This is a genomic window from Stenotrophomonas sp. GD03930 (assembly GCF_029839665.1).
GTDB lineage: Bacteria > Pseudomonadota > Gammaproteobacteria > Xanthomonadales > Xanthomonadaceae > Stenotrophomonas > Stenotrophomonas forensis.
Genome location: NZ_JAOCAV010000001.1, coordinates 2,159,773 through 2,184,524 on the forward strand (window position 1 = coordinate 2,159,773; position 24,752 = coordinate 2,184,524).

The following is a 24,752-nucleotide window of genomic DNA, read 5'->3' on the forward strand; positions in this document are numbered from 1 at the left end:
GCGGTGGCATGCCTTCTTCATACAGCTTCCTCAAGAATGATATCGGCGATGCGCTCGGCGGCATCGACCTTGGCCAGGGCACGCGCGGCTTGCGCCATCTGCATGCGGCGGGCGGGATTTTCGGACAGATCACGCAGTAGTGCGGCAATGCCGTCGGCCAGCGTTCCGTCCTGCTTCAGCAAAACCGCCGCGCCGCGCTCAACCAGGTACTCCGCATTGCGGGTCTGGTGATCGTCGACGGCGGCGGGGAATGGCACCAGCACGCTGCCGACACCGACCGCGCACAGCTCGGCCAGGGTGGACGCGCCGGCACGGCACACGACCAGATCGGCCCAAGCGAACGCGTCGGCCATGTCGGCGATGAACGGAGTGATTTCAGCCTGCACGCCGGCCTTGGCATACGCCTCGACCGCCTCGGCATGCATCTTCTCTCCACTCTGGTGGCGGACCTGCACCGGCACGCCGTCACCCAGCGCGGCAATCGCCTGCGGCACACCGGTGTTGAGTGCTCGTGCCCCCTGGCTGCCACCGACCACCAGCACGCGCAGCGGGCCGTGGCGGTCGGCGAAGCGCTGTTCCGGCGGCGCGATGGCGGCGATTTCCGCACGCACCGGATTGCCGACGAATTCCTCGCGCTTGGCGAAGGTGCCGGGGAAGCCGGTCAGCAGGCGGCGCGCATAGCGCGACAGGATGCGGTTGGTCAGGCCCGGTGCGCGGTTCTGCTCATGCACGATCAGCGGCAGGCCGTGCAGGCGCGTGGCCATGCCACCCGGGCCGGAGGCGAAGCCACCGAAGGCCACCACCGCACGCGGCTGGCGCTTGCGGATGATCATGCCGGCCGCGCGCAGCGCGCGCATCAGCCGCCATGGCGCCGCCAGCAGGGCCAGCTTGCCCTTGCCACGCAGGCCGGTGATCGCCAGCGTGTCGATGGCGATGTCGTGCTGCGGCACCAGGCGGGTTTCCATCGCACCGTCGGCGCCCATCCAGGTGACCGGCACGCCACGCTCGCGCAGCACGCGGGCCACGGCCAGGCCGGGGAAGATGTGGCCACCGGTACCACCGGCCAGGATCATCACCGGGCGTGCAGTGTCGTGGGCTGCGCTCATGACAGCCTCCCGAAGGTCGGTTCGACGCGCGACTGCAGGCGGCTGGTGCCGCGCGCGGCGTTCGCCGTCGCTGCGGCCACCGGCTCTGCGCTCATCGGCACATGGGCTGCTGCCGGCGCGACCGGCTCATCCTGCGGCTCGGCAACCGCGTCTTCGCCGCCACCGATACGCACGGCCTGGCGGCGCTCGGCGCGCTTGAGTTCATAGGACACGCGCAGCAGCAGGCCCATCGCCACGCAGGTCATCAGCACCGACGAACCGCCGGAGGAGATCAGCGGCAGGGTCAGGCCCTTGGTCGGCAGGATGCCCAGGTTCACGCCGATCGAGACGAAGGTCTGCATGCTGATCCACAGGCCGATGCCGAAGGCGATGTAGCCGGAGAAGTGGCGCTTCATTTCCACGCAGCGCATGCCCAGCCAGAAGGTGCGGCCGACCAGCAGCGCGTACAGGGCCACGATCACGCAGGTGCCCAGGAAGCCGAATTCCTCGGCGGTGACCGAGAAGATGAAGTCGGTGTGCGCTTCGGGCAGGTAGTACAGCTTCTGCACCGAGTTGCCCAGGCCGACGCCGGTCCACTCGCCACGACCCACCGCCATCAGCGCGTTGGACAGCTGGTAGCCGTCACCCTGCTGGTCGGCCCACGGGTCAAGGAAGGAGGTGATGCGGCGCATGCGGTACGGCTCGATGATCGCCAGCGCGCTCATGCCGACCAGGCCGATGATCACCGGCATCGACATGCGCGGCATGTTGACCCCACCCAGCACCAGCATGCCGGCGGTGATCGCCAGCAGCAGGGTCGAGGAACCGAAGTCCGGCTGCAGCAGCAGCAGCACCACCAGCGCACCGGCCACGCCCAGCGGCTTGAGCATCGCCGGCCAGGTCGCGTTGACCTCGTCGCGGAAGCGCACCAGGTAGCTGGACAGCCAGACGATGTACAGCACCTTCACCGCCTCGACCGTCTGGAACTTGGAGATGCCCAGGTTGATCCAGCGGCGCGCGCCGTTGACCGTGCTGCCCAGGCCCGGCGTGAACACTGCCAGCAGCAGCACGAAGCAGCCCAGCAGCAGCATCTGGTTGTACTGCTCGATCGACTTCAGCTCGGTGCGCGCGGCAATCACCGCCAGCACGATGCCGACCGCCAGGAAGATCAGGTGGCGGTTGAGGTAGTAGAACGGGCTGCTCATCAAGGCGATCGAGCTGGACGCCACCATCACCACGCCCACACCGGTGAGCGCGATGATCGCGCCCAGCAGCCACTTGTCGTAGCTGCCTTCGATGGCTTCAAGGCGTGTTGCCTGGCGGGACAGGTCGTTCATCTCAGCGCACCTTCAACGTGGCCAGGCCGATCAGCACGAGCACGACGGAGATGATCCAGAAGCGCACGATCACGCGCGGCTCGGGCCAGCCCTTCAGTTCGAAATGGTGGTGGATCGGCGCCATGCGGAACACGCGCTTGCCGGTCAGCTTGAACGAGGCGACCTGGATCATCACCGACAGCGTTTCGATCACGAACACACCGCCCATGATCACCAGCACCAGTTCCTGGCGGGTGATCACTGCGATCGTGCCCAGCACCGCACCCAGCGCCAGCGCGCCGATGTCGCCCATGAACACCATGGCCGGATAGGTGTTGAACCACAGGAAGCCCAGGCCCGCGCCAGCGATGGCCGCGCAGATGATGACCAGCTCGCCGGCACCCGGAATCTGCGGGATCTGCAGGTAGTTGGCGAACACCACGTTGCCCGAGGCATAGGCGAACACACCCAGTGCGCAGGCCACCAGCACGGTCGGCATGATCGCCAGGCCGTCCAGGCCGTCGGTCAGGTTCACCGCATTGGAGAAGCCGACAATCCAGAAGTAGGCGATGGCCACGAAGCCGATGCCGGCCAGCGGCAGCGCCACCGACTTGAACATCGGGATGTAGAAGGTCAGCGCGGCCGGCACGTCGGCCGTATAGAACAGGAACAGGCCCGCAGCCAGGCCGAAGATCGACTGCAGCAGGTACTTCCAGCGCGACTTCAGGCCGTTCGGGTCGCGACGGACGATCTTGATCCAGTCGTCATACCAGCCGATGGCGCCGAAGCACAGCATCACCGCCAGCACCAGCCACACGTAGCGGTTGCGCAGGTCGGCCCACATCAGCACCGACAGGGTGATGGTGAGCAGGATCAGCGAACCGCCCATGGTCGGCGTACCGGCCTTGGAGAAATGGGTCTGCGGACCGTCCTTGCGGATCGGCTGGCCGCCCTTGAACTGGGCAAGCTTGCGGATCATCGCCGGGCCGAGCCACAGCGACAGGAACAGGGCCGTCAGCGCGGCAAGGATGGCGCGGAACGTCTGGTAGTTGAACAGCCCGAACAGGCTCTCCAACTGCTGCAACCATCGAGCCAGTTCATACAACATGCGGGGATTCCTCTCCTTGCGCCAGCAGCGCTTTGACAATCGTGTCCATGGCGCTGCCACGGGAACCCTTGACCAGGCAGCGCACGCCAGGGTGCAGCTCGTCCTTCAGCGCCTGCGACAGCGCGTCATGGGTAGTGAAATGACGGCCACCGTCGCCGAAGGCGGCGGCGGCAGCGGCACTGAGCGGACCCAGCGCGTACAGGCGCTTGAGGCCGGAGGCACGTGCGCGCAGGCCGGCCTGCGCATGCAGCGCCTCGGCATCCGGGCCCAGCTCGCGCATGTCGCCCAGCACCAGCCAGCCCTCTTCCGGGGCCGCGGCCAGGGCATCGATGGCGGCGGCCAGTGAACCGGGGTTGGCGTTGTAGCTGTCATCCACCAGCACCGCGCCATTGCGCAGCTGATGGGCGATCTGGCGGCCCGGCACCGGCTGCGCCTCGGCCAGGCCAGCCGCGATCAGCGCCAGATCGACACCGGCAGCCAGCGCCAGGCTGGCCGCGGCCAGCGCATTGCTGACGTTGTGGCGGCCCGGCAGGCCCAGCACCACGCGGGCTTCGCCCATCGGCGAAACCAGGGTGAACTGGCTGCCCTGGGCACCGGCGCGGATGTCGCGCGCGGTGATGTCCGCGGTGTGCTCCAGGCCGTAGCGCAGCACGCGGCAGCGTGCCGGCGTGCCGACGAAATGCTGTTCGAACCAGCGGCCGTAGGCATCATCGACGTTGATCACTGCCACGCCATCGGCCGGCAGCGCCGCGTAGATCGCGCCCTTGGTGACCGCCACGCCAAGCAGGCTGCCCATCCGTTCCAGATGGGCCGGTGCGATGTTGTTGACCAGCGCGTAGCGCGGGCGGGCGATATCGGTCAGGTAGGCGATGTCGCCCGGCTTGCCGGCGCCCATCTCGTAGACGGCGTAGTCGGCATCTTCCGGCGCGTCGATCACCGCCAGCGGCAGGCCGATCTCGTTGTTGCGGTTGCCCGGGTTGGCGTAGACCACTTTATGCGCGTGCTGCGCCACCTGCTGCAGGATCGACAGCAGCAGGCTCTTCACGCTGGTCTTGCCATTGCTGCCGGTAATCGCGAACACCTCGGTCTCGCGGTCGCGCTGCATGCCGGTGGCGATCTTCGCCAGCGCCAGCTCGCTGTCGGCCACCAGCACCTGCGGCAGCTCGGTCGGCAGCAGCCGCTCGACCAGCAGGGCACTGGCGCCGCGCGCCAGCGCGTCGGTGGCGAAGTCATGACCGTCGAAACGCTCGCCGCGCAGCGCCACGTACAGGCTGCCCGGGCCGAGGCTGCGGGTGTCATTGCTGACCGCATCGATGGCCACGTCGTCGCCATGGATCTCGCCGCCGGCCCAGTGTGCGATCAGCGAAAGCAGGGTGCGCTTCATGCGATGCCCTCCCCGGCCTGCGCGGCCAACACGCCAGCCTTGGCAGCCAACGCAGCGGCAGCCACTTCGGTGTCGTCGAAGTCATGGCGAACGCCATTGACCTCCTGGTACGGCTCGTGGCCCTTGCCGGCGATCAGGATGATGTCGCCGGCACCGGCACGCTTCACCGCCAGGCCGATCGCACGCGCGCGGCTGCGCTGCACGGTCACGGCATCGGCATTCTGGAAACCGGCCAGGATGTCGGCCACGATCACGTCGCCGTCCTCGCCACGCGGGTTGTCGTCGGTGACGATGACCTGGTTGGCCAGGCGCTCGGCAATGGCGGCCATCTGCGGGCGCTTGCCGGTATCGCGCTCGCCACCGCAGCCGAACACGCAGAACAGCGCGCCGTGCAGGTGGCCGTGCAGGCTGTCCAGCGCCTGTTCCAGCGCGTCCGGGGTATGCGCGTAATCGACCACCACGGTCGGCAGGCCGTCTTCGCCGCCCAGGCGGTTCATGCGGCCACGGATCGGCTGCAGCGCCGACAGCACTTCGGCGATGCGCGGCAGCGGCTGGCCCTGCGCATGCAGGGTGCCGGCCACGGCCAGCAGGTTGTCCACGTTGAAGCGGCCCAGCAGCGGCGACTGCACCGCGGCACGCTGGCCCTCGATGACCAGTTCGAAGGCGATGCCACGGCCGTCCAGCTGCAGCGCTTCGGCGCGCACGCCGGCATCGGTGGCACCGCGCGAGCTCAGGCCGATCGGCTGCACGCCCGCCGGCAGGCCGGCAAACAGCTGGCGACCGAACGCATCATCCAGGTTGACCACTGCGGCCTTCAGGCCCGGGCGATGGAACAGCCGCGCCTTGGCCGCGCCATAGCTGGCCATGTCGCCGTGGTAGTCCAGATGGTCGCGGGTGAGGTTGGTGAACACCGCCACGTCATAGTGCACGGCATCCACGCGGCCCTGGTCCAGCGCATGCGAGCTGACTTCCATCGCCACCGCACGTGCACCGGCATCGCGCAGCTGCGCCAGCAGCGCATGCATCTGCAGCACCAGCGGCGTGGTGAAGCCGGTCGGCTCGACCGCACCATAAAGTCCGGCGCCCAGCGTGCCGATACTGCCACTGGGCGTACCGAGCAGGTGCCAGGCCTGGGCCAGCAGCTGCACGGTGGAGGTCTTGCCGTTGGTGCCGGTCACGCCGACCATCGCCATCGCCCGCGACGGCGCGCCATGGAACTGGTCGGCCATCGCACCCATGCGCGCGCGCAGGCCCGGCACCGCGATCGCATCGGCCGGTGCCGGCAGCTCGGCAGGCGCCGGCGGTTCAAACAGGATGGCGCTGGCACCGGCCGCGCGGGCCTGCTCGACAAAGCCCAGGCCATGCGCGCCGAACCCGGCGATGGCAACGAAGGCATTACCGGGGCGCACGGCGCGGCTGTCCAGCACCAGGCCGGTCAGAACGGGGTCATGGCCCACCAGGGCCACGTCCGGAAGCAACTGCGAAAGCAACATCGAAGGACTCATTGCGTGCCTCCCGTAGCGGGCGGCGTCTGGGCATGCGCGCTCGGCAGCGCAGCATCGAATTCAGCGGCGGCATCCACCGGCAGTGCGGCTTCGGCCGGCGGCGCAGGCAGGATCGAAGCCGAATGGCCGACCTTGCCGGACTGCTGGGCCGCCAGCCACGACTGCAGGTCATCCAGCGGCACGTCCATCAGGCGCAGCGTGCCTTCCATCACGTTGTGATAGACCGGCGCCGACACCAGGCCGCCGTAGAACTTGCCGGCCTGCGGGTCGTTGATGACGATGACGGTGGCGAAACGCGGGTTGGTGGCCGGCACCACGCCGGCGAACAGCGCGTTGTAGTGGCCACGCTCGTAACCACCGGGGCCAGCCTTGCGCGCGGTACCGGTCTTGCCGGCCACGCGGTAGCCCAGCACCGCCGCCTGCTTGGCGCCACCCTGGGTCACCACCGTTTCCATCATCGCCACCACCTGCTTGGCGACGTTCTCATCGATGATCTGCTGGCCTTCGTTGCGCTGGCCCTTGACGAAGGTCGGCGCGATCAGGCGACCGCCGTTGGCCAGCGCCGAGTAGGCGGTGGCGATCTGCAGCGGGGTGACGTTCAGGCCGTAGCCGTAGGACATGGTGGTCTTGGTGGTGCCCGACCAGCGCGCCGGGCGCAGCACCACGCCACCGGATTCACCCGGGAAACCGCTGTGCGGCACCGAGCCATAACCGAAGCGGCGCACGCCGTCGTAGAACACCTGGTCCGGCATCTTCGCCGCGACCTTGGCCGCACCCACGTTCGAACTGCGGGTGATCACGCCGGTCACGTTCAGCACGCCGTTGTTGCGCGGCACGTCGCGGATGGTGAAGCGGCCCAGGGTCATGTAACCCGGGTTGGTGTCGATGATGGTGTCCTTGGTCACCGCACCGGCCTGCAGCGCGGTGGCGATGGTCAGCGGCTTCATCGTCGAACCCGGCTCGACCAGGTCGGTCACCGCACGGTTGCGGCGCGCATCGGGCAGCGCACCGGTCAGCGAATTCGGGTTGTAGGTCGGCAGGTTGACCATGGCCAGGATCTCGCCGGTGGTCACGTCCATGATCACCATCGAACCGCCGGCCGCCTTGTTGGCCACCAGCGCGTTGCGCAGCTCCTTGAAGGCCAGGTACTGGATGCGGCGGTCGATGCTGAGGGTCAGGTCCTTGCCCGGTTCGGCGGCGCGCAGCAGATCGCTCTCGACGGTCTCGCCCTTGCGGTTGCGGATCACCCGCTTGGCGCCGGCCTTGCCGCGCAGCCATTCGTCGAACGCCAGCTCCAGGCCTTCCTGGCCGCGGTCGTCGATGTTGGTGAAGCCCAGCACGTGCGCCATCGCCTCACCCTGCGGGTAGAAGCGGCGGAACTCGCGCTGCGCGGCCACGCCCGGAATCTTCAGCGCGACCACCTTCTCTGCCTCGTCCGGATTGATCCGGCGGCGCAGGTACATGAATTCCTTGTCCGACTTCTGCGACAGGCGGCTGCTCAGCTCATCCACCGACATGCCGACCGCCTGGGCCAGCTCGGGGATGCGCTCGGGCGAACGCAGCAGGTCCTGCGGGTTGACCCAGATCGAGGCGACCGGCGTGGACACCGCCAGCGGTTCGCCGTTGCGGTCGGTGATCATGCCGCGCGAGGTCTTGATCGGCAGCTCGCGCAGGTAACGGGCCTCACCCTGGCGCTGGTAGAAGTCGCTGTTGATGATCTGCACATAGGCAGCACGGCCGACCAGCGACACCGAGCACAGGCCCAGGGCCAGCGCGACCCAGCGCAGGCGCTGGCGCAGGTTGAAGGCGTTGCGCGGGCGGTTGCGGCCGGTCTTGCTCATGGCCGCACCACCACGATGTCGGCGGCCTCGGGGAACTTCATGCCGAGCTTTTCGCGGGCGATGCGATCGACACGGTTGGCTTCGGCCAGGGTGGCCTGTTCCAGCTGCAGGCGGCCGAACTCCAGGTTGATGTCATCGCGCTTGCGCTCGGCGCGCGACAGCTCGATGAACGTCTGCCGGTGACGGTGACGCACGAACACGACGCCGATCGCCGAGGCCACGGTCGAGGCCAACAGGATGATCAGCAGCAGCCGGCTCATGCATCGGCCTCCCGCTTCTGGGCCACGCGCAGCACGGCGCTGCGGGCACGCGGGTTGGCCGCCAGCTCTTCGTCGGTGGCCTTGATGGCGCCGCCGATCAGATCCAGGGTCGGCACGAACACCTCCGCCTCGGGCAGGCGGCGGTTGGCCGGCGGCGCCTTGGCCAGGCGGTTCATGTACTGCTTGACGATGCGGTCTTCCAGCGAATGGAAGCTGATGATCGCCAGGCGGCCACCGGGCTTGAGCCGTTCCACCGCCGCATCGAGGCCGGCTTCCAGATCGGCCAGCTCGCGGTTGATGTGGATGCGGATGGCCTGGAAGCTGCGCGTGGCCGGGTGGATCTTGTCCTTGCCACGCGGCATCACCGAGGCGATCAGCTCGGCCAGTTCGGCGGTGCGGGTGAACGGCTGCTTCTCGCGGCGGGCCACGATGGCACGCGCGATGCGGCGGCTCTGGCGCTCTTCGCCGTAGGTCCACAGCACATCGGCGATCTCGCGGTCTTCGACGCGGTTGATCCACTGCGCGGCACTTTCGCCGCTGTCCGGGTCCATGCGCATGTCCAGCGGGCCGTCCTTGCCGAAGCTGAAGCCACGCTCGGCCACGTCCAGCTGCGGCGACGACACGCCCAGGTCGAACAGCACGCCGTCCAGGCCGTCGGCCGTCGCATCCCACTGCAGCAGCTGAGCGAAGCTGCCACGGAAGATGGACACGCGCGGGTCCGGCGCGAAATCGCGCTCGGCAACGGCGATGGCTTCCGGATCCTTGTCCATGACCAGCAGGCGCCCCTCGGGACCCAACTGGGTAAGCACGCCACGTGCATGACCGCCACGACCGAACGTGCCATCCAGATAACGTCCGTTTTCGATCACCCTCAGGCCTTCAAGGACCTGGGTGTACAGGACCGGCAGGTGCACCGCCGGCGACTGCGACACCGGAAGGTGACCGGTCTGCGCTTCTGGGCGCATCCGGGCACCCCGGCTCACAACTTCAGGTCGAGCAACCCATCACCCAGATCCTCGTCAGACAACGTCTGCTGGATCAGGGCCCGATGCGCCTGCTCGCTCCACAATTCGAACTTGTCGCCCATACCGAGCAATACCGCCTTCTTCTCAATGCCCACCGCACCGCGGTGGCTGGCGGGGATGCTGATGCGACCGTTGCCGTCCAGCTCCAGATGGGCGGCCGAGCCGACCAGCTTCTGCTGCAACAGGCGCACGACGCGCTGGGTGTTGGGCTTGGACATCACATCGTCGCGGACCCGCTCCCATTCCGACTCTGCGTACAGCCACAGGCAGCCGGCTTCGAACGGGTTGTAGGTCAGTACGAGACGGTTGTTGCTGGCGCGCGCGACGAGGTCGCGATAAGCGGTGGGAACCGCCATGCGCCCTTTATCGTCAACTGTGATGGCCGTCTCGCCCTGGAACACGACGCGTGCACCTATCCTTCGCCCGGTGAAACATTGAACCACGAAAACCCACAAAACACCCGGATTTCCCTCTGATGCCCACCTTAGCAGCGGTCCGAGGGTTGTCAACAACTTTTCAGCAGGGAAATCGCCAGCCGCATCAATGGCTTGCAACAACCTTTAGAGAATTGTTCAAGGCTTATCCACAAGTTGCTGATCCGTCTCAATTTTTGAGATTGAACGGAAGTTCAGGGGTGTGGACAGGGCGTGAAACATCGGCCGCGCATTCATCCAGAGCGGGCCAAAAACGGCGCCGGACTGCGCAAACCGTGCACAATGACGCCATGTGCCTGCTCGCTCTTGGCTGGATGCACCACCCGCGCTGGCGGCTGGTGATGACCGGCAACCGTGATGAGTTCCACGCCCGCCCGACGGCGGCGCTGGCCCCCTGGCAAGATGAGACCTCCGTCATCGGCGGACGCGACCTGCGCTCCGGTGGCGGCTGGGCCGGGGTGGGTGCCTCGGGCCGGATGGCGGTGGTCACCAATGTCCGCGATCCGCTGGCCGCCCAGACCGGTCCGTCGCGCGGCGCGCTGGTGGCCGACTTCCTGCGCGGCCGCGACCCGGCCGCCGTGCACATCGACCGCCTGGCGGCCGTGGCCGGCGCCTATGCCCCGTTCAATCTGTTGCTGGCCGACGGCAACAGCCTGGAGTACCTGGGCAACCACCCGGCCGAGCGCCAGACCCTCGGCCCCGGCGTGCACGGCATGTCCAACGGCGCTCTGGACGCGCCCTGGCCGAAGACCCGGCGGCTGATGGCGGCCCTGTCGGCCTGGCTGCAGGCCGGCGATGGCGAGCTGGCCCCGCTGTGGACCGCGCTGGCCGACGAACACCGCCCCGCCGACGGCGAGCTGCCCGATACCGGCATCGGCCTGGAACGCGAACGCTGGCTGAGCCCGGCCTTCATCCGTGGCGACGACTACGGCACCCGCGCCAGCACCGTGCTGTTGATCGATGCCGACGGCCACGGCGAGATCCACGAGCGCCGTTTCGGCCCGCAGGGCGTCGCACTCGGCCAGAGTCGCGTCGACTTCTGACCCTGTACCTGTTTTCTGTGTCTATAAATGTCTGCCTGCACGCCACACGATGACTGGGCGCGGTCCTGCCGCACACCCGACCGATCCACAGGGAGTCTTCGATGCGTCGTGTTCTCTTGCTTGTCGCCACCCACCTGCTCACCCTCGGCCTCGGCTTTGGCCTGGGCGTCTACCTGCTGCCGATCCTGATCGCCCCCGACGATCCGCCTGCCACGCAGGTGCGGGACGCCATGGGCAAGGCCGCCTACCACACCACCTTCCGGCGCGACCTCAAGGGCAGCGATGCGGTGCACTGGGCCGAAGGCAAGGTCAGCGTCAGCCCCACCCAGGTGGCCTTCGACGGCAAGATGGGGCCGGGGCCGGACTACAAGGTCTACCTGGTGCACGGCTTCGTCGACAACAAGGCCGACTTCCTGAAGGTCAAGGCGCAGTCCCGGCGCATCGGCGAGGTGAAGACCTTCAACCGTTTCCTGGTCGATGTACCTGATGACGTCAACGTGGACGACTACACCACGGTCGTGGTGTGGTGCGAGCGCTTCTCGCAGTTCATTTCAGCCGGGCAGTACCGCACGCCGGGCTGAGGCCGGACATCATCCCGGTAGTGCCGGCCGCTGGCCGGCAACAGCACGATGCGTCTGCTGGTGAGGAGGTTGCCGGCCAGCGGCCGGCACTACCGATGCGCGGTTCATGCATATAGAAGAAGGAGGCGGAGCCGGCCGATAAGCCGGGTTCTGTCGTGGACAGTCATTCCTCTAGGCGTTACGTCACCGCAACGCTCAAGCAACCTACCCGGATCCAACGCGGGCCGCGCCAAAGGATCCCTATTTGGTCTTGCTCCAGGTGGGGTTTGCCGTGCCGGTCTGTTGCCAGACTCGCGGTGCGCTCTTACCGCACCATTTCACCCTTACCGGCCTTCCGAAGAAGACGTAGGCGGTATCTTTCTGTTGCACTTTCCGTCGGCTTTCGCCGCCCAGGCGTTACCTGGCACCTTGCCCTATGGAGCCCGGACTTTCCTCGGCACCCCCGAAGGGATGACGCGACTGTCTGGCCGGCTCCGCCAGCGCGCATTCTAGCGCAAATGCCAACACCACCGCGCGCCACCCTTCCGATTCAGCTGCCTGCGCACTTCGGTCCGCACGATCCACCGGCAACAGGCCTTGATGTTCCTTTTTGTCGGTCGATATTCAAAACTACCGACATTATGGAACAATGCCAACATGACCGCTGCCGAGGCCAAGGCCCGAAAACTGCTGCGGCGTGCAGGCAGCCTGCGCGCCCGCGAACTGGTGGCCGCAGGCATCGCCCGCGTCCAGCTGTCCCGTCTGGTCGAGGCCGGCGCGCTGATCCGGTTGTCGCGCGGCGTCTACGCGCTGCCGGGCAGCAACAACGGCGAGGCCGATGAAGGGCTGCGGATCACTGCAGAGCGCATGCCGAAGGTCCGCCTCTGCCTGTTGAGCGCCCTGCGTGTGCATGGCCTGACCACCCAGGCACCGTTTGAACTGTGGGTGGCCATCGGCAACAGCGACCGCCCGCCCCGGATCGACTGGCCGCCGCTACGCGTGGTGCGCATGTCGGCAACGACCCTCCAGGCGGGGCTGGAAGAGCGCCGTGTAGGCACACGCCGCATATACGTCAGCAACGTTGCGAAAACCGTCGCCGACTGCTTCAAATTCCGCAATCTGGTGGGTCTCGATGTCGCTATCGAGGCCCTGCGTGACGCGCTTGGCAACCGCGCCACCACCCCGGATGCGTTGATGAAATATGCACGGCTCTCCCGCGTTGCCAGACTGATGAGACCGTATATCGATGCCCTGGCGTGACCCCCTCTTCCCTGCTTCCTCTTCCCCACCGCGTGGCATCGATCCGGCAGCGACTGCTCGATCACGCGCGCACTCGCGGCGACGACTTCCAGTTCGTGCTGGACAGGTTCGCCGTTGAACGCCTGCTCTACCGGCTTTCCACCTCCACGTTCCGCGACCAGTTCCTGCTGAAAGGCGCCATGCTGTTCGCGGCATGGTTCGATGCGCCGCACCGGCCTACACGGGATGCCGATTTCCTGGGATTCGGAAGCGCTGAGCCACGCCACCTGCTGCACATCACGCACTCGCTCTGCGCAATGCCGGGTAATGACGGGCTCCGCTTCGATCCAGAGACCATCACCCTCGACGCCACCCGCGAAGAGGCGGCATACGAGGGCCTGCGCATGCGTCTGGTGGCCTATCTGGGCCGTGCACGCTGCCATGTGCAATGGGACGTAGGGTTCGGCGACGCGGTGATCACCCCACCGCCGGAGATCATCTATCCAGTCATGCTGGACGAACTTCCCGCGCCCTGCCTGCGCGTCTATCCGCGCGAAACGGTGTTCGCCGAGAAGCTGGAGGCCATTGCCGCGCTGGGTATTGCCAACAGCAGGATGAAAGACTTCTTCGACCTGCTGGCACTGGTACGTGAGGACGCCATGGATCGCACCAGCCTCGCAGCCGCCATAGAGGCGACGTTTGATCGACGCGGCACCCCTGCGCCGCCACCTCTGCCCTATGGGCTGACCCAGGCATTCGCCGCAGATACCCAGAAGCAGGCTCAGTGGCGCGCGTTCCTGCGCAGGAACCGCCTGCCCGCACCAGACCTTTCCACGGTGCTGACCGAGATTGCCGACTATCTGGACACCCTCGACACAGCCGTAAAGCCCTGACGCCGCAAGGCCCGGCGCTATCGGTTCCGCCCGGGTGGGTGCAGACCTGGGCGCGGCCCGTCCATCCACGCATGGCGTGGATCTACCGATGCCGCTGCTCCGGTGGGTGCGGATTCTGCTCCGGTGGGTGCGGACCTTGGTCCGCACGATCCCTCAACTGCCGTACAACGCCTTGCGCGGTGCGCCGGTCAATTCGGCGGCCAGCTTGGCGGCGGTCGACGGCGGCAGGTGCTCGCTCAGCTTGGCGTACACGCGGCGGCCATGCGCCAGCTGTGCCTCCTCATCATCGCCAGCGCCCTGCACCATCACCACGAACTCGCCCTTGCGCTGGTTCTCGTCGCCTTCCACCTTCGCCAGCAGACCCGCCAGGTCGCCATCCAGCACGGTCTCGAACAGCTTGGTCAGCTCGCGCGCCAGCACCGCCGGGCGCTCGCCGCCGAAGATCGCGGCCATGTCGGCCAGCGACTCGGCGATGCGGTGCGAGGATTCGTAGAACACCATCGTGCGCACTTCGCCGGCCAGCAGCTGCAGGCGGTCGCGGCGGCCGCTGGCCTTGGCCGGCAGGAAGCCCTCGAAGCTGAAGCGGTCGCTGGGCAGCCCGGCCACGCTCAGCGCGGCGATGGCGGCGCAGGCGCCCGGAATCGGGCTGACCTTGATGCCGGCCGCGCGCGCGGCACGCACCAGGCGGAAACCGGGGTCGCTGACCAGCGGCGTACCGGCATCGCTGACCAGCGCCAGCGATTCGCCGGCCTGCAGGCGCGACACCAGGCGCTGCGACAGCGCTTCCTCGTTGTGTTCGTGCAGGGCCACCAGCGGCTGCTGGATGCCGAAATGGGACAGCAGCTGGCCGCTGCGGCGGGTGTCCTCGGCACAGATGGCGGCCACCGAACGCAGAACCTCCTGCGCGCGCGGGCTCAGATCGGCCAGGTTGCCGATCGGGGTGGCGACGACGTACAGGGTTGGGACACTCATTTCAGCGGTACTCACGGGGCAAGGGTAGAATCGTAGCGTGTACCCGGCCAAGGCCGCTGCCCTCATCGCATGGACCCGATCATGAACAAGCCCGCCGCACGGATCTCCGCCCTGTCGTTGTCGCTGATGCTGCTGGCCGGCTGTGCCACCACCAGCCTGACCAGCACGCCCGATTCGCCGGCCCAGAGCCAGGCGCTGGCGCTGATCGAACAGGGCAAGCCGCGCGACGCCGCATTGCAGCTGGAAGGCCTGGCCGCCACCCTGCGCGGGGGTGCCCGCAGCAACGCGTTGGCCGACGCGGCCTGGGCCTGGCACCTGGCCGGTGACAGCACCCGCGCGCGCAGCCTGCTGGGCCAGCTGACCGCCCGCCAGCTGTCCGGCGCCAGCCTGCAGCGCTACCAGCTGACCAGCGCCGAGCTGGCGCTGGCCGACAAGCAACCGGCGCAGGCGCTGGCACTGCTGAAGGATCATGCCGACAGCGTTGCGGTCGGCCTGCGCACCCGCTGGCTGCTGGCACGCGCCCAGGCACTGCAGGGCACCGGTGATGCCTTCGGTGCCGCCGCCGAACGTGCCCGCGCCCATGCCAGCCTGACCGGCAGCGCCCGCAGCGACAACCAGGCGGCCATCGCCGGCCTGCTCGGCACCCTCGACGACGCCACCCTGCGCAGCCGTGCCGCCGCGTTGCCGGCCAACGACCCGCTGTACAACTTCGCCGGCCGTGCGCTGATCGCGCGCGGCCTGCCGCTGCCGCGCCCGTTCGATCGCGATGGCGCGGCCCAGTTCGATACCAGCAAGCGCCCGCCGGCGCTGAGCGATGGCTACCGCCCGCCGGTCAAGCTGGCCGTGCTGCTGCCGCTCAGCGGCCGTCTGGCCACCGCCGCGCAGCCGGTGCGTGATGGCCTGCTGGCCGCCTACTACGGCGAGACCCGCCGTCGCCCGGACATCAACTTCATCGACACCGCCGGCACCCCGGCCGGTGCACTGGCCGCGTATGACAAGGCCGTCGCCTCCGGTGCCGACTTCGTGGTCGGCCCGCTGGGCCGCGACGAAGTGGACGCGGTGTACGGCCGCCAGCAGCTGCAGGTGCCGGTGCTGGCGCTGAACCGCGGCAAGGATGCACCGCCGGCCGGCAGCGCCGGTTTCTCGCTGGCCCCGGAAGACGACGGCATCGTGGCCGCCGAATACCTGCGTGGCCGCGAGCGTGGCAAGGCACTGGTGATCAACAGCGCCGACGACACCGGCCGCCGTGCCGCCGCCGCCTTCGCGCAGCGCTTCGCCCAGCGTGGCGGCCAGGTGGTGGCCACGATCGGCGTGACCGATGCGGTCGGTGATGTGGGCGCACAGGTGCGCAATGCCGGCCAGGTCGATGCCGTGTTCCTCGCCGTGCGTGCCCCGCAGGCGCGCCTGCTGGCGCCGCAGCTGGCACTGGCCGGTGCCGGTGGCGCCACCCGCGTCGGCACTTCGCAGCTGACCGTCGGCAGCGGCAAGGTGGAAGAAGACGTGGCGCTGGACGGCATCGTCTACCCGAACGAAGCCTGGAACGTGCGCAGCGTGTCCGGCCTGCCGTCGGCCAGCCAGGTCGCCAGCACCCTGCCCAGCGCACGCGGCGCGGCCGGCCGCCTGTTCGCCTTCGGCGCCGATGCCTGGAAGATCACCGCCTACCTGGACAAGCTGTCCAACGAAGGCGGCCTGGACGGCGCCACCGGCACGCTGTTCTTGGACAGCAACGGCAACATCCTGCGCCAGCCGGCGTGGTCCACCTTCAATGGCGGCCGGCCGATGCCGATCGTCGGTGGTCGCTGAGCGCAGCCAACGTGGCTCGGCGGTGGAAGCCGCCGCCGAGCAGCATCTGCAACAGGCCGGGCTGCAGCCACGTGCACGCAACGTGCGCTATCGCGGCGGCGAACTGGACCTGGTGATGGACGACGCCGGCACCGTGGTGTTCGTGGAAGTGCGGTACCGCGCGCGTTCGGACTTCGGTGGCGGCGCCGCGTCGGTGGATGCGCGCAAGTGCCGGCGACTGGCGCATGCCGCGCAGCTGTTCCTGCAGGACAACCCGGCGCTGGCCAATGCGCCTTGCCGCTTCGATGTGGTCGAAGCCAGTGGCGAACCGCCGCAGCTGCACTGGCTGCGTGATGCGTTCCGGCTGGATGACTGCTGATGGCAACCCTTCGTTCTGGTAGTGGCCGACCTTGGTCGGCGCTTCTGTGCCAACCAAGGTTGGCACCTACCAAGAGCGCGCAGCCCGGTAGCATCCGACCTTGGTCGGCGCCCACCCGCTCTGGTAGTGGCCGACCTTGGTCGGCGCTTCCGTGCCAACCAAGGTTGGCACCTACCCAAGCGCGCATCCCCGTTGATACCCCTGCTTCCCCGCGAGATCCGTCATGAGTACCGCACTGCCCGCCGCACTGGTTGCCGAACTGTCCGCCCTGCTGGGCGCGGAGGGCTGGCGCATGGACGACAGCGCGCTGGAAGCGAACGCGCAGGACAACTCATGGCGCCACCAGCGCCCCGCGGCCGTGGCGCTGCCCGCCGATGTGGAGCAGGTGCAGGCGCTGGTGCGTGCGTGCCGCGCGCATGGCATCGCATTGGTCGCACGCGGCGCAGGCACCGGCACCACGGGTGCGGCGGTGCCACTGCCGGGCAGCATCGTGCTGTCGTTCACCCGCATGGACCGCATTCTTGAAATCCGCGCCGGTGACCGCTGCGCGGTGGTGCAGCCGGGTGTGTTGAACGGCACACTGCAGCAGGCGCTGGCACCGCACGGCCTGTTCTGGGCGCCGGACCCGTCCAGCGCGGACATCTGCAGCGTGGGCGGCAACCTGGCCTGCAATGCCGGCGGCCCGCGCGCGGTGAAGTACGGCACCAGCCGCGACAACGTGCTGGGCCTGGTAGCGGTCACCGGCACCGGCGAGGTGATCCGCTGCGGCGGCGCCTACACCAAGGATTCCACCGGTTACGACCTGACCCATCTTCTGGTCGGCAGCGAAGGCACGTTGGCACTGATCGTGGAAGCCACCTTGAAGCTGACGCCGCTGCCGGTCAGCCAGGCCGGCCTGCGCGTGCTGTACCGCGATGCAGACGCTGCCGCCGCCGCAGTATCGCGTCTGATGTCGCAGCCGGTCGTGCCCACGCGCCTGGAGTTCATGGACGCACGCAGCCTTGAACTGCTGCGCCTCAACGGCGCCGACGTGCCCGAGGCCGGCGCGATGCTGCTGGTCGAAGCCGATGGCGACCACGACACCCTGCCCTACCTGCTGCAGGCACTGGCCAGCGCCGCTGAAGGCGACGGCATGATCGCGCTGGACGTGGCGATGGAAGGCCGCGCGCGTGACCAGCTGTGGGCCGCTCGCAAAGCCCTGTCGCCGGCACTGCGCAGCGTCGCCCCGGGCAAGATCAACGAAGACGTGGTGGTGCCGGTGTCGCGCATTCCCGATCTGGTAGCGGGCGTGCAGGCACTGGCACGCGACTACATGCTCACCATCGTCACCTTCGGCCATGCCGGCAACGGCAACCTGCACGTCAACATCCTGTACCACCCGGACGACGCCGCCGAGAACGCCCGCGCACACGCCGCACTGCCGAAGATCTTCGAACTGACACTGGCACTGGGTGGCACGCTCTCCGGCGAGCATGGCATCGGCCTGGCAAAGCGCGATTTCATGGCCAGGGCGTTCAGCGCGGAAACGCTGGCAACGATGCGCGCGATCAAGGCCGCGCTGGACCCGGAGGGCATCCTCAACCCCGGCAAGGTGCTGCCGCCGGCCTGAGGACGTGCAACGCTTTTGTAGAGTCGAGCCATGCTCGACTGCCTTTGCGCCAGGCGTAGAGTCGAGCTTGCTAGACTGTTGTCGGCCGCAGTCGAGCAAGCTCGACTCTACGAAGCGCAGCCGAGCGCGCGTGGCGGGGTCAGAGCCCATTGCGTCCGCAACGGGATCTGACCCCAACCCGCTCACTTACCAGGCCAGGCGCACACCCACCTGCCCGCCCACATCGCGGTAGCCGTGGTCACCACGCTGCATGCTCACGCCACCCCACGCCCCCAGGCGCTGGCTGATCTTCAACTCGGCACCGGCCTGCACCTCATAGCGGTTGCGCGGCAGATCGGCCTGCAGCATTTCACCGAGGAAGTCGATGGCATTGCGGCCACTGCTGCGCAGCCAGTTCACGCCCACGTAGGGCAGCACCACCGAACCCATGCCTGCGCGCTGGCCGAACGCGCGCACACCCACGCGTCCGGCCAACCCGCCTGCCTCTGCGCCATCCACCACCGTGCCGTTGCGTTCCACGTGTCGATCGGCGCTGTAGCCGGTATAGGTCAGCTGCATCTGCGGCTGCAGATACAGGTTGCTAGATGCACCCTGCCACACGTTGAAGGTGTAGCCGCCTTCCAGCGATGCACTGCGCGTGCGCGAATCGTAGCTTTCGCGGTCCAACGCAACGCCCTGCACACGGTTGCTGAAACGCCCGTACTGCAGCTGCGCATCCACATACGCGCCTTCGCTGCCATCGGCCTGTTGCAGCCAAGTGCCATACACGCCCACCGCTGTGCCGCGCACGCGGCCCTTGGCGCTGTATCCGGTCAGGTCAGAGACCACCGTGTTGTCCGCACGGCCACTGCCCAGCATCACACCCAGTGCGGCATTGCCGCGCCGCCACACATCCGTGCCGATCTGCATCACTGAGGTATTTCCATCCACCGACAACTGCCCACCCACGGCGGTGAAATCGGCATTGCTGCGACCCACGCGCGCCCAGGCGGCACGTGCATCATCCATCTCAATCGCACCCACGCGATCACTCAAGCGGTGCGCGAACATGTTCACTGCCGCCGACTGGTTGGCCAGATAGGCGCCCGCTTCCGGGCGCAGCACCGGCGGCGGGGTGATCGGGTCTACCGGATCGATCGGGTCGATGGGATCCACCGGGTCCGGGTCCGGGTCCGGGCCGGGGTCCACCACGCAGCCCGGCGCGTTCGGATCCTCTTCGCAGACATCAAACCACTGCGAACGCAGGTACCAGTTGCCATCGTTCGGGTCCAGCAGGCCACCCTTGAACAGGAAGTATTCGTAGGCACCGCCCACGGCGCGGCCGGCGAGCGAATAGTCCGCCAGCGACGCACCGTCGATACGGATCAGCGGAATGCCGTCGAAGGTTGGCGCACCCACGCCGCCGATGTTGTTCACCACGATGGATGCATCACCACTGGCATCGCCGCGCACGTGCAGGCGATCGATGTCCGAGGTATCACCGGCCAGCGCACCATTGAACAGGAAGGTGGCGCCTTCGCTGTGCAGGTCGCCGTCCACCGTCAACACGTTGAATCGACCGCTGCCATCAGACAACGCGACCTGGCTGTTGCGCACTGCCAGATCCTGCACGGTGGCATTGCCATTGAGTACCCACTGGCTGCCGCCGTCCAGCGCCATGCCCTGCACAAGATGGGACGCACCAAACCAGCCCGCGTTGTTGGTCAACTGCACGTGCACTTCTGACTGCGGCACCAGGCCGGCATCTTCGTCCTCGGGGGTGATCACGATGTCGCCGATCATCAACGCGCCGCTGTCCAGCTTCACATCAAAGCGCCCGGCCACGGCCGCATCCAGCGCCAGTGCAATGCCATTGCCGCCGGATACCACTGCGCCATTGGCCAGGTTCAGGCCGGGGTCGCGGCTGCTGCGCATCCAGATGCCACCGTGCTGGGCGCTGACCAGCGAGCCGCCATCGATGGAGAGCCTGCCGTTGTCATTCACCACCGCCGCCCACGCACCCTCGCCTTCGCTGCGCACGTGGGTGTTGGTCAGGCTCATCTCGCCGTCGCCGCCGGTCAGAACGCCATGCGACTCACGACCCGTGGTGCGTATCTCACTGTCGGCCAAACTCACCACCGCGCCCGAACGTGCGATCACGCCCAGGGCCATCTCGCCTTCAGTAAGCACGCGGGTGTTCTCGACTGCAACAACAGGCGTGCGCCCGATGCTGGCCTCGGCGAAGATGCCGTGGCCGCTCTCGCCCAGCGTATGTAGCGCACTGGAGGCGATGTGGGCCTTGCCCCCCAATACTGAAACCGCCTGCCCGTGCAGCCCGTCAGAGGTGACCTGCGACCCGGTCAACTCCAGCTCGCCGTTATCCAGCATTCGAATGCCAACGCCACCACGCGTAGTGATCGATGAATCGCTTACGGTTGCAGTGCCGTCGCGTTGATTGATGTCGATGCCGATGGACTGACTCTGCAGATGGCTGTTGCGAAGCGTCAGCTCAGAGCCTTCGGTCAGGTTGACGCCGAAGTGACCGGACAGGTCTACCCCATCCAGCGTCGCCTTGCCACCGCCACTGGTGGCAAAACTCAGCGCACTGGCATTGGCACCTCCGGCATGCACGCTGCCGCCACGCATTTCCAGCTCGCCCCCCACCAGCAGGCCGGTGCCGGACCTGTCGTGCGTCAGCGCGATATCCACATCCTCAAGCACCGCCTTGCTGCCCAACGCCACCAGCGCACCAGATGCGCCCGAGCCCGTGCCGTTGATCTGTACCGAGCGCAGCGTCGCCGTGCTGCTGCCTGCTGCCCACAGTCCGGTGCCGCTTCCAGCAATATCGATGCGCACCCTTTCAGCAAGCAGCGTGCCCCCATTGATATCCAATCCATTGGCTTGGCTGCCGGCAATTTCAATGACGCTGTCAAAGATCTGCGCGTCGCCGCCAGCGACAGACAGGCCGTGGGACAGTGCGCCACGGGTCACGATGTGAGCACGCTCCAAGGCGAGTCGTCCGTCCAGCGCTTCGGCGCCGTTTGCCGCTGCGCCGGATGTCTCAATACTGATGTCGCCGGCCTGCACATAACCACCATTGGCCGAGGAAAGCCCTGCCGCGCCATCGCCCAACGTGGCGACCGTAGCGTCCTTCAGCAGAACGAAGCTGCCGATGCCGTCAGCGCGTGCGGCGGCAGCGCGAAGACCTTCGGTACGAAGATTCACTGCCCCCGAAGGCTGGATCTGACCACCATTTATGGCGAGGAATGCGTAGCCGGCAGGGTTGCCCGGCTCTACCGGCTCAGTCGTCGTGTAATCGCCCGCAGCGGGCGTCTGCTGATCGCCGTCGGCGACAACCTGCTGGGCATGTGCCGGAAGCGCAGTAACCAAGGCCACCGCGAGCGCTGCAGCCAACGTTGTACGAGGGGGAAGCATGGGGTGCATCGCATGTCTCTGTGTGAAAGCAGACATGCTGGTGGTGGGCCGACCATGCACCCATCGAAAGACTTGCAACAGGCCTGCGACCGGATGACGCAGTGCTGTCCATGGCCTGAACCCGCGAGGTCTGGCAAGCCGCCTTTGCAACTAATTGCATGGGACCGGAGCGAGGGCAGGCCCAGAATTCAAGCCATACAAGACACCTGCATTCGCAAAAGCCTCTGGACTTCACATCTTTTTCACGTGATGACAACCTATACATCACGGCGTAGTTCCAGCGGGTCGAAAGCGCAGGCGAATCAGCACTTCTCATCCGATAAGGAAACGAACATGCGAAACCTTACGTCCACTCGTGCGAACGCGCGCCTTCCCCTGGCCCAGGCGGTGCTGCTGGCCATCACCACCTTTGCGGCCGGCTCTGCCGTAGCCGGCGACCTGGACAATCAGAACGCCACCGTCGTCGCCGGCGATCCGGTAGAGGCATGGTCGCTGCGCAATGGATCGAACCTGATCGGGCAGAACGCGCAGATGAATCAGATCACGGCCGCGGACACCTCGCTCGTAACGCTGGATGGCGGCAGCGTAACCCGAACGGGCACCGGCAGTTCACAGCAGAGCTCAGTGAGTCTGTCTGGTGATGCGGTCCTGCGATCCACTGGCACGACGTTCCGCGGCGGGGCAGTCAACCTTCTGAGCGGAAGCGCTCAGGCATACCTGACCGGTGGGCAGATCATCGTCACTGCGGCAGACATGTTGCCCACTGCAGGCGGGTCATTTGGCGTGGATCTCAATGCCAGTGGTGGAAACCCGTACGCAAGGCTGGATTCAATGCGTATCCATGTCGAGGACGCGCCCAGCGCCCCCAGTGACATCAACAGCGGCCTGGGTGTGCGGGCACAGTCGGGCAAGATTGATATCGTCAACGGCTCTGACGTATACGGCGCCAATGTCGGCGCCATGCTGTGGGGCTTCAACAGCGCCGGCGGCAGGGTTGGCCTGACCGTGGATAACTCCACCCTGCGGTCTGGCCGTGGGGCTGCCATCCAGGTCATGCCGCTGACTGATACTGATTACGACATTGCGGTGCGCAACAATTCCACGTTGGTGGGTGGTGACGGAAATCTTCTGCTGGTTGGCTATAGAATCCCAGTCAACTCCCGCACCGACGTCCACTTCACCGTGGACGATTCGCGTCTTGCCGGCAACGTGACCTTTGATCCCACCACCGTTACCAACGGTACGCTCGATGTGATCCTGCGCAACAAGGCGCAGATCGATGGCCGCTTCACCAACGTCACCACGGCCGACATCGGCAGCGACAGCACCTGGCTGATGACCGGCGACAGCACCGTCGGCGCCCTCACCCTGGGCAACACCGGCACCGTCGCACTCGGCAACGGCAGCACCTTCAACACCCTCAACGTCGATACCTTCACCGGCAACGGGGGCACCCTGCTGTTCAACACCCAGCTGGGCGATGACACCTCGGCCACCGACAAGCTGATCGTGACCGGCGATACCAGCGGCCAGGCCAATGTGCGCGTGGTCAATGCCGGCGGTGCCGGTGCCAAGACCGACAAGGGCATCGAGCTGATCCGCGTGGGCGGTGCGTCCAACGCCCAGTTCGACCTGCAGGGCCGTGCGGTGGGTGGGCAGTACGAGTACTTCCTGTTCAAGGATGCCACCAACGGCGGCTGGTACCTGCGCTCGGAACTGGCCACCGTGCCGGACCCGTGCGTGGTGGACCCGACCCTGCCGGAGTGCGGGCCGATTGTGGACCCGGTCGATCCGGTGGAACCGACCCCGGTGCTGCGCCCGGAAACCGGCGCCTACCTGGCCAACCAGTTCGCGGTGGACCAGCTGCTGCGCCACGGCTGGCGTGACCGCCAGGGCGGCAGCACCACCGCCGAGGAAGGCGTGCGTGGCTGGGCCCGCGTCGATGCCAACCAGAGCAAGTTGGGTGCGGTGAATGACCAGCTTGACCTGCGCGTGGACCGCTCGCGCGTGCAGCTGGGCGCCGACATGGGCGTGTTCGACAACGGCCGTGGCCGCCTGGGCGTGATGGGTACGCTGGCGCAGTCCAGCGCCACCTCGCGTTCCGAGCTGACCGGCTACAGCGCCAAGGGCAAGGTGGAAGGCGGCGCGCTGGGCGTGTACGGCAGCTGGAACAACGATGCCCTGTACGTGGATGCCAGCGTGCAGCGCGGCCAGTTCCGCAACCGCGTGCAGGGCGAAGGCCTGGCCGAGGAGCGCTACGATTCGGATATCTGGCAGAGCGCGCTGGAAGCCGGTTACCGCATCGGCATCGGCCAGATCGGCAGCACCGCCGTGAGCCTGCAGCCGGAGCTGCAGTTGATCTACACCAACACCAGTACCGACCGCCACGAAGAAACCAACGGCACCGTGGTGCGTGCGCTGGACAACAACGGCCTGTCCGGCCGCCTGGGCCTGCGTCTGCAGGGCGAAGGCCACAGCACCGCCGGTGCTTCGGTCAGCCCGTATGTGGTGGCCAACTGGTACCGCGATGGCGCCAACAATGGCATCGCCTTTGATGATGAAGTGCTGAAGGCCGGCGTTCCGCGTAACCGCTACGAGCTCAATGCCGGTGCACGCGTGCAGTTCCGCAGCGGGCTGAGTGCGTGGGGTGGCTTCGGTGTGATGCGTGGTGACCAGGGTTACCGCGAAGCCACTGCCAACCTGAGCGTGGCGTATAAGTGGTGAGCTAGATGAAACAACGGCGCCGGAGAAATCCGGCGTCGTTCTGCTTTCTGTAGAGTCGAGCTTGCTCGACTGTTGTCGGCCGCAGTCCAGCATTGCTCGACTCTACACAAAGCAGTCGAGCAAGCTCGACTCTACAAGGGACCATCGACGTCGGCATGGGTGCGGCTACCACGCGCATT

Annotated in this window: 19 protein-coding genes and 1 other RNA gene; 8 read left to right on the forward strand and 12 right to left on the reverse strand. The window is 67.2% G+C overall.

The genetic code is table 11. The annotated features are described in order from the left end of the window. Positions 1 to 17 precede the first annotated feature (17 nt). The 9 genes from murG to mraZ are packed head-to-tail and all read right to left on the reverse strand — an operon-like array spanning position 18 to position 9,925. Complete coding sequence (murG, locus tag N5C18_RS09770; protein ID WP_279944403.1) at positions 18 to 1,106, reverse strand: undecaprenyldiphospho-muramoylpentapeptide beta-N-acetylglucosaminyltransferase; 1,089 nt, start codon at positions 1,104 to 1,106, stop codon at positions 18 to 20. After that, positions 1,103 to 2,422: a putative lipid II flippase FtsW gene (gene ftsW, locus N5C18_RS09775; protein WP_279944404.1), complete on the reverse strand. Its 1,320-nt coding sequence runs from the start codon at positions 2,420 to 2,422 to the stop codon at positions 1,103 to 1,105. Before ftsW ends, murG begins: the two co-directional genes overlap by 4 nt. Before the next feature lies 1 nt (position 2,423). Beyond that, positions 2,424 to 3,509: a phospho-N-acetylmuramoyl-pentapeptide-transferase gene (gene mraY, locus N5C18_RS09780; protein WP_004154219.1), complete on the reverse strand. Its 1,086-nt coding sequence runs from the start codon at positions 3,507 to 3,509 to the stop codon at positions 2,424 to 2,426. Then, positions 3,499 to 4,893 carry a UDP-N-acetylmuramoyl-tripeptide--D-alanyl-D-alanine ligase gene (murF, locus tag N5C18_RS09785; protein WP_274511993.1) on the reverse strand — a complete coding sequence of 465 codons (1,395 nt, stop codon included), beginning with the start codon at positions 4,891 to 4,893 and terminating at the stop codon, positions 3,499 to 3,501. The genes mraY and murF overlap by 11 nt, the downstream gene beginning before the upstream one ends. Further along, complete coding sequence (locus tag N5C18_RS09790; RefSeq protein ID WP_279944406.1) at positions 4,890 to 6,398, reverse strand: UDP-N-acetylmuramoyl-L-alanyl-D-glutamate--2,6-diaminopimelate ligase; 1,509 nt, start codon at positions 6,396 to 6,398, stop codon at positions 4,890 to 4,892. Before N5C18_RS09790 ends, murF begins: the two co-directional genes overlap by 4 nt. Then, the gene (locus tag N5C18_RS09795) at positions 6,395 to 8,239 is read right to left on the reverse strand and encodes a penicillin-binding transpeptidase domain-containing protein (RefSeq protein WP_004154216.1); all 1,845 of its coding nucleotides are present in this window, start codon (positions 8,237 to 8,239) and stop codon (positions 6,395 to 6,397) included. Before N5C18_RS09795 ends, N5C18_RS09790 begins: the two co-directional genes overlap by 4 nt. Next, entirely contained in the window at positions 8,236 to 8,499 is a 264-nt protein-coding gene (gene ftsL / locus N5C18_RS09800; RefSeq protein ID WP_005412242.1) for a cell division protein FtsL, read from the reverse strand. The genes N5C18_RS09795 and ftsL overlap by 4 nt, the downstream gene beginning before the upstream one ends. After that, a complete protein-coding gene (gene rsmH / locus N5C18_RS09805) occupies positions 8,496 to 9,464 on the reverse strand; it encodes a 16S rRNA (cytosine(1402)-N(4))-methyltransferase RsmH (protein WP_004154215.1) in 969 nt (322 codons plus the stop codon). The genes ftsL and rsmH overlap by 4 nt, the downstream gene beginning before the upstream one ends. Before the next feature lie 14 nt (positions 9,465 to 9,478). Beyond that, positions 9,479 to 9,925 (reverse strand): division/cell wall cluster transcriptional repressor MraZ, encoded by a 447-nt coding sequence (gene mraZ / locus N5C18_RS09810; protein ID WP_004143635.1) that lies wholly within the window; start codon positions 9,923 to 9,925, stop codon positions 9,479 to 9,481. Positions 9,926 to 10,248: 323 nt separating this feature from the next. Between mraZ and N5C18_RS09815 the strand changes: the two genes are divergently transcribed. Then, on the forward strand, positions 10,249 to 11,001 hold the full coding sequence (locus N5C18_RS09815; RefSeq protein WP_279944407.1) for an NRDE family protein: 753 nt from the start codon (positions 10,249 to 10,251) through the stop codon (positions 10,999 to 11,001). A 101-nt stretch (positions 11,002 to 11,102) separates the two neighbouring features. Further along, a complete protein-coding gene (locus N5C18_RS09820; RefSeq protein ID WP_279944408.1) occupies positions 11,103 to 11,582 on the forward strand; it encodes a DM13 domain-containing protein in 480 nt (159 codons plus the stop codon). 123 nt (positions 11,583 to 11,705) lie between these two features. On the opposite strand, the gene rnpB is transcribed toward N5C18_RS09820, so the two are convergent. After that, an RNA gene (gene rnpB, locus N5C18_RS09825) (RNase P RNA component class A) lies at positions 11,706 to 12,057 on the reverse strand. Positions 12,058 to 12,218: 161 nt separating this feature from the next. Between rnpB and N5C18_RS09830 the strand changes: the two genes are divergently transcribed. After that, positions 12,219 to 12,821: a type IV toxin-antitoxin system AbiEi family antitoxin domain-containing protein gene (locus N5C18_RS09830; RefSeq protein ID WP_279944410.1), complete on the forward strand. Its 603-nt coding sequence runs from the start codon at positions 12,219 to 12,221 to the stop codon at positions 12,819 to 12,821. Next, a complete protein-coding gene (locus N5C18_RS09835) occupies positions 12,818 to 13,693 on the forward strand; it encodes a nucleotidyl transferase AbiEii/AbiGii toxin family protein (RefSeq protein ID WP_279944411.1) in 876 nt (291 codons plus the stop codon). The genes N5C18_RS09830 and N5C18_RS09835 overlap by 4 nt, the downstream gene beginning before the upstream one ends. A 153-nt stretch (positions 13,694 to 13,846) precedes the next feature. Here N5C18_RS09835 and rsmI read toward each other — a convergent pair whose 3' ends face one another. Then, positions 13,847 to 14,665 carry a 16S rRNA (cytidine(1402)-2'-O)-methyltransferase gene (gene rsmI, locus N5C18_RS09840; RefSeq protein ID WP_008265809.1) on the reverse strand — a complete coding sequence of 273 codons (819 nt, stop codon included), beginning with the start codon at positions 14,663 to 14,665 and terminating at the stop codon, positions 13,847 to 13,849. Positions 14,666 to 14,746: 81 nt separating this feature from the next. Between rsmI and N5C18_RS09845 the strand changes: the two genes are divergently transcribed. The 3 genes from N5C18_RS09845 to N5C18_RS09855 all read left to right on the forward strand — a co-directional run bounded on the left by N5C18_RS09845 (position 14,747) and on the right by N5C18_RS09855 (position 18,435). Further along, positions 14,747 to 16,468, forward strand: a complete 1,722-nt coding sequence (locus tag N5C18_RS09845; protein WP_279944414.1) for a penicillin-binding protein activator — start codon at positions 14,747 to 14,749, stop codon at positions 16,466 to 16,468. Continuing rightward, on the forward strand, positions 16,458 to 16,826 hold the full coding sequence (locus N5C18_RS09850) for a YraN family protein (protein ID WP_180879035.1): 369 nt from the start codon (positions 16,458 to 16,460) through the stop codon (positions 16,824 to 16,826). The genes N5C18_RS09845 and N5C18_RS09850 overlap by 11 nt, the downstream gene beginning before the upstream one ends. Positions 16,827 to 17,049: 223 nt before the next feature. After that, a complete protein-coding gene (locus tag N5C18_RS09855) occupies positions 17,050 to 18,435 on the forward strand; it encodes an FAD-linked oxidase C-terminal domain-containing protein (protein WP_279944415.1) in 1,386 nt (461 codons plus the stop codon). Between the two features lie 186 nt (positions 18,436 to 18,621). Here the strand turns inward: N5C18_RS09855 and N5C18_RS09860 are convergent, their stop codons facing one another. Beyond that, entirely contained in the window at positions 18,622 to 21,639 is a 3,018-nt protein-coding gene (locus N5C18_RS09860; protein WP_345782060.1) for an autotransporter outer membrane beta-barrel domain-containing protein, read from the reverse strand. Positions 21,640 to 22,680: 1,041 nt separating this feature from the next. On the opposite strand from N5C18_RS09860, the gene N5C18_RS09865 reads away from it, so the two are divergent. Then, entirely contained in the window at positions 22,681 to 24,573 is a 1,893-nt protein-coding gene (locus tag N5C18_RS09865; RefSeq protein WP_279944418.1) for an autotransporter outer membrane beta-barrel domain-containing protein, read from the forward strand. Positions 24,574 to 24,752 lie beyond the last annotated feature (179 nt).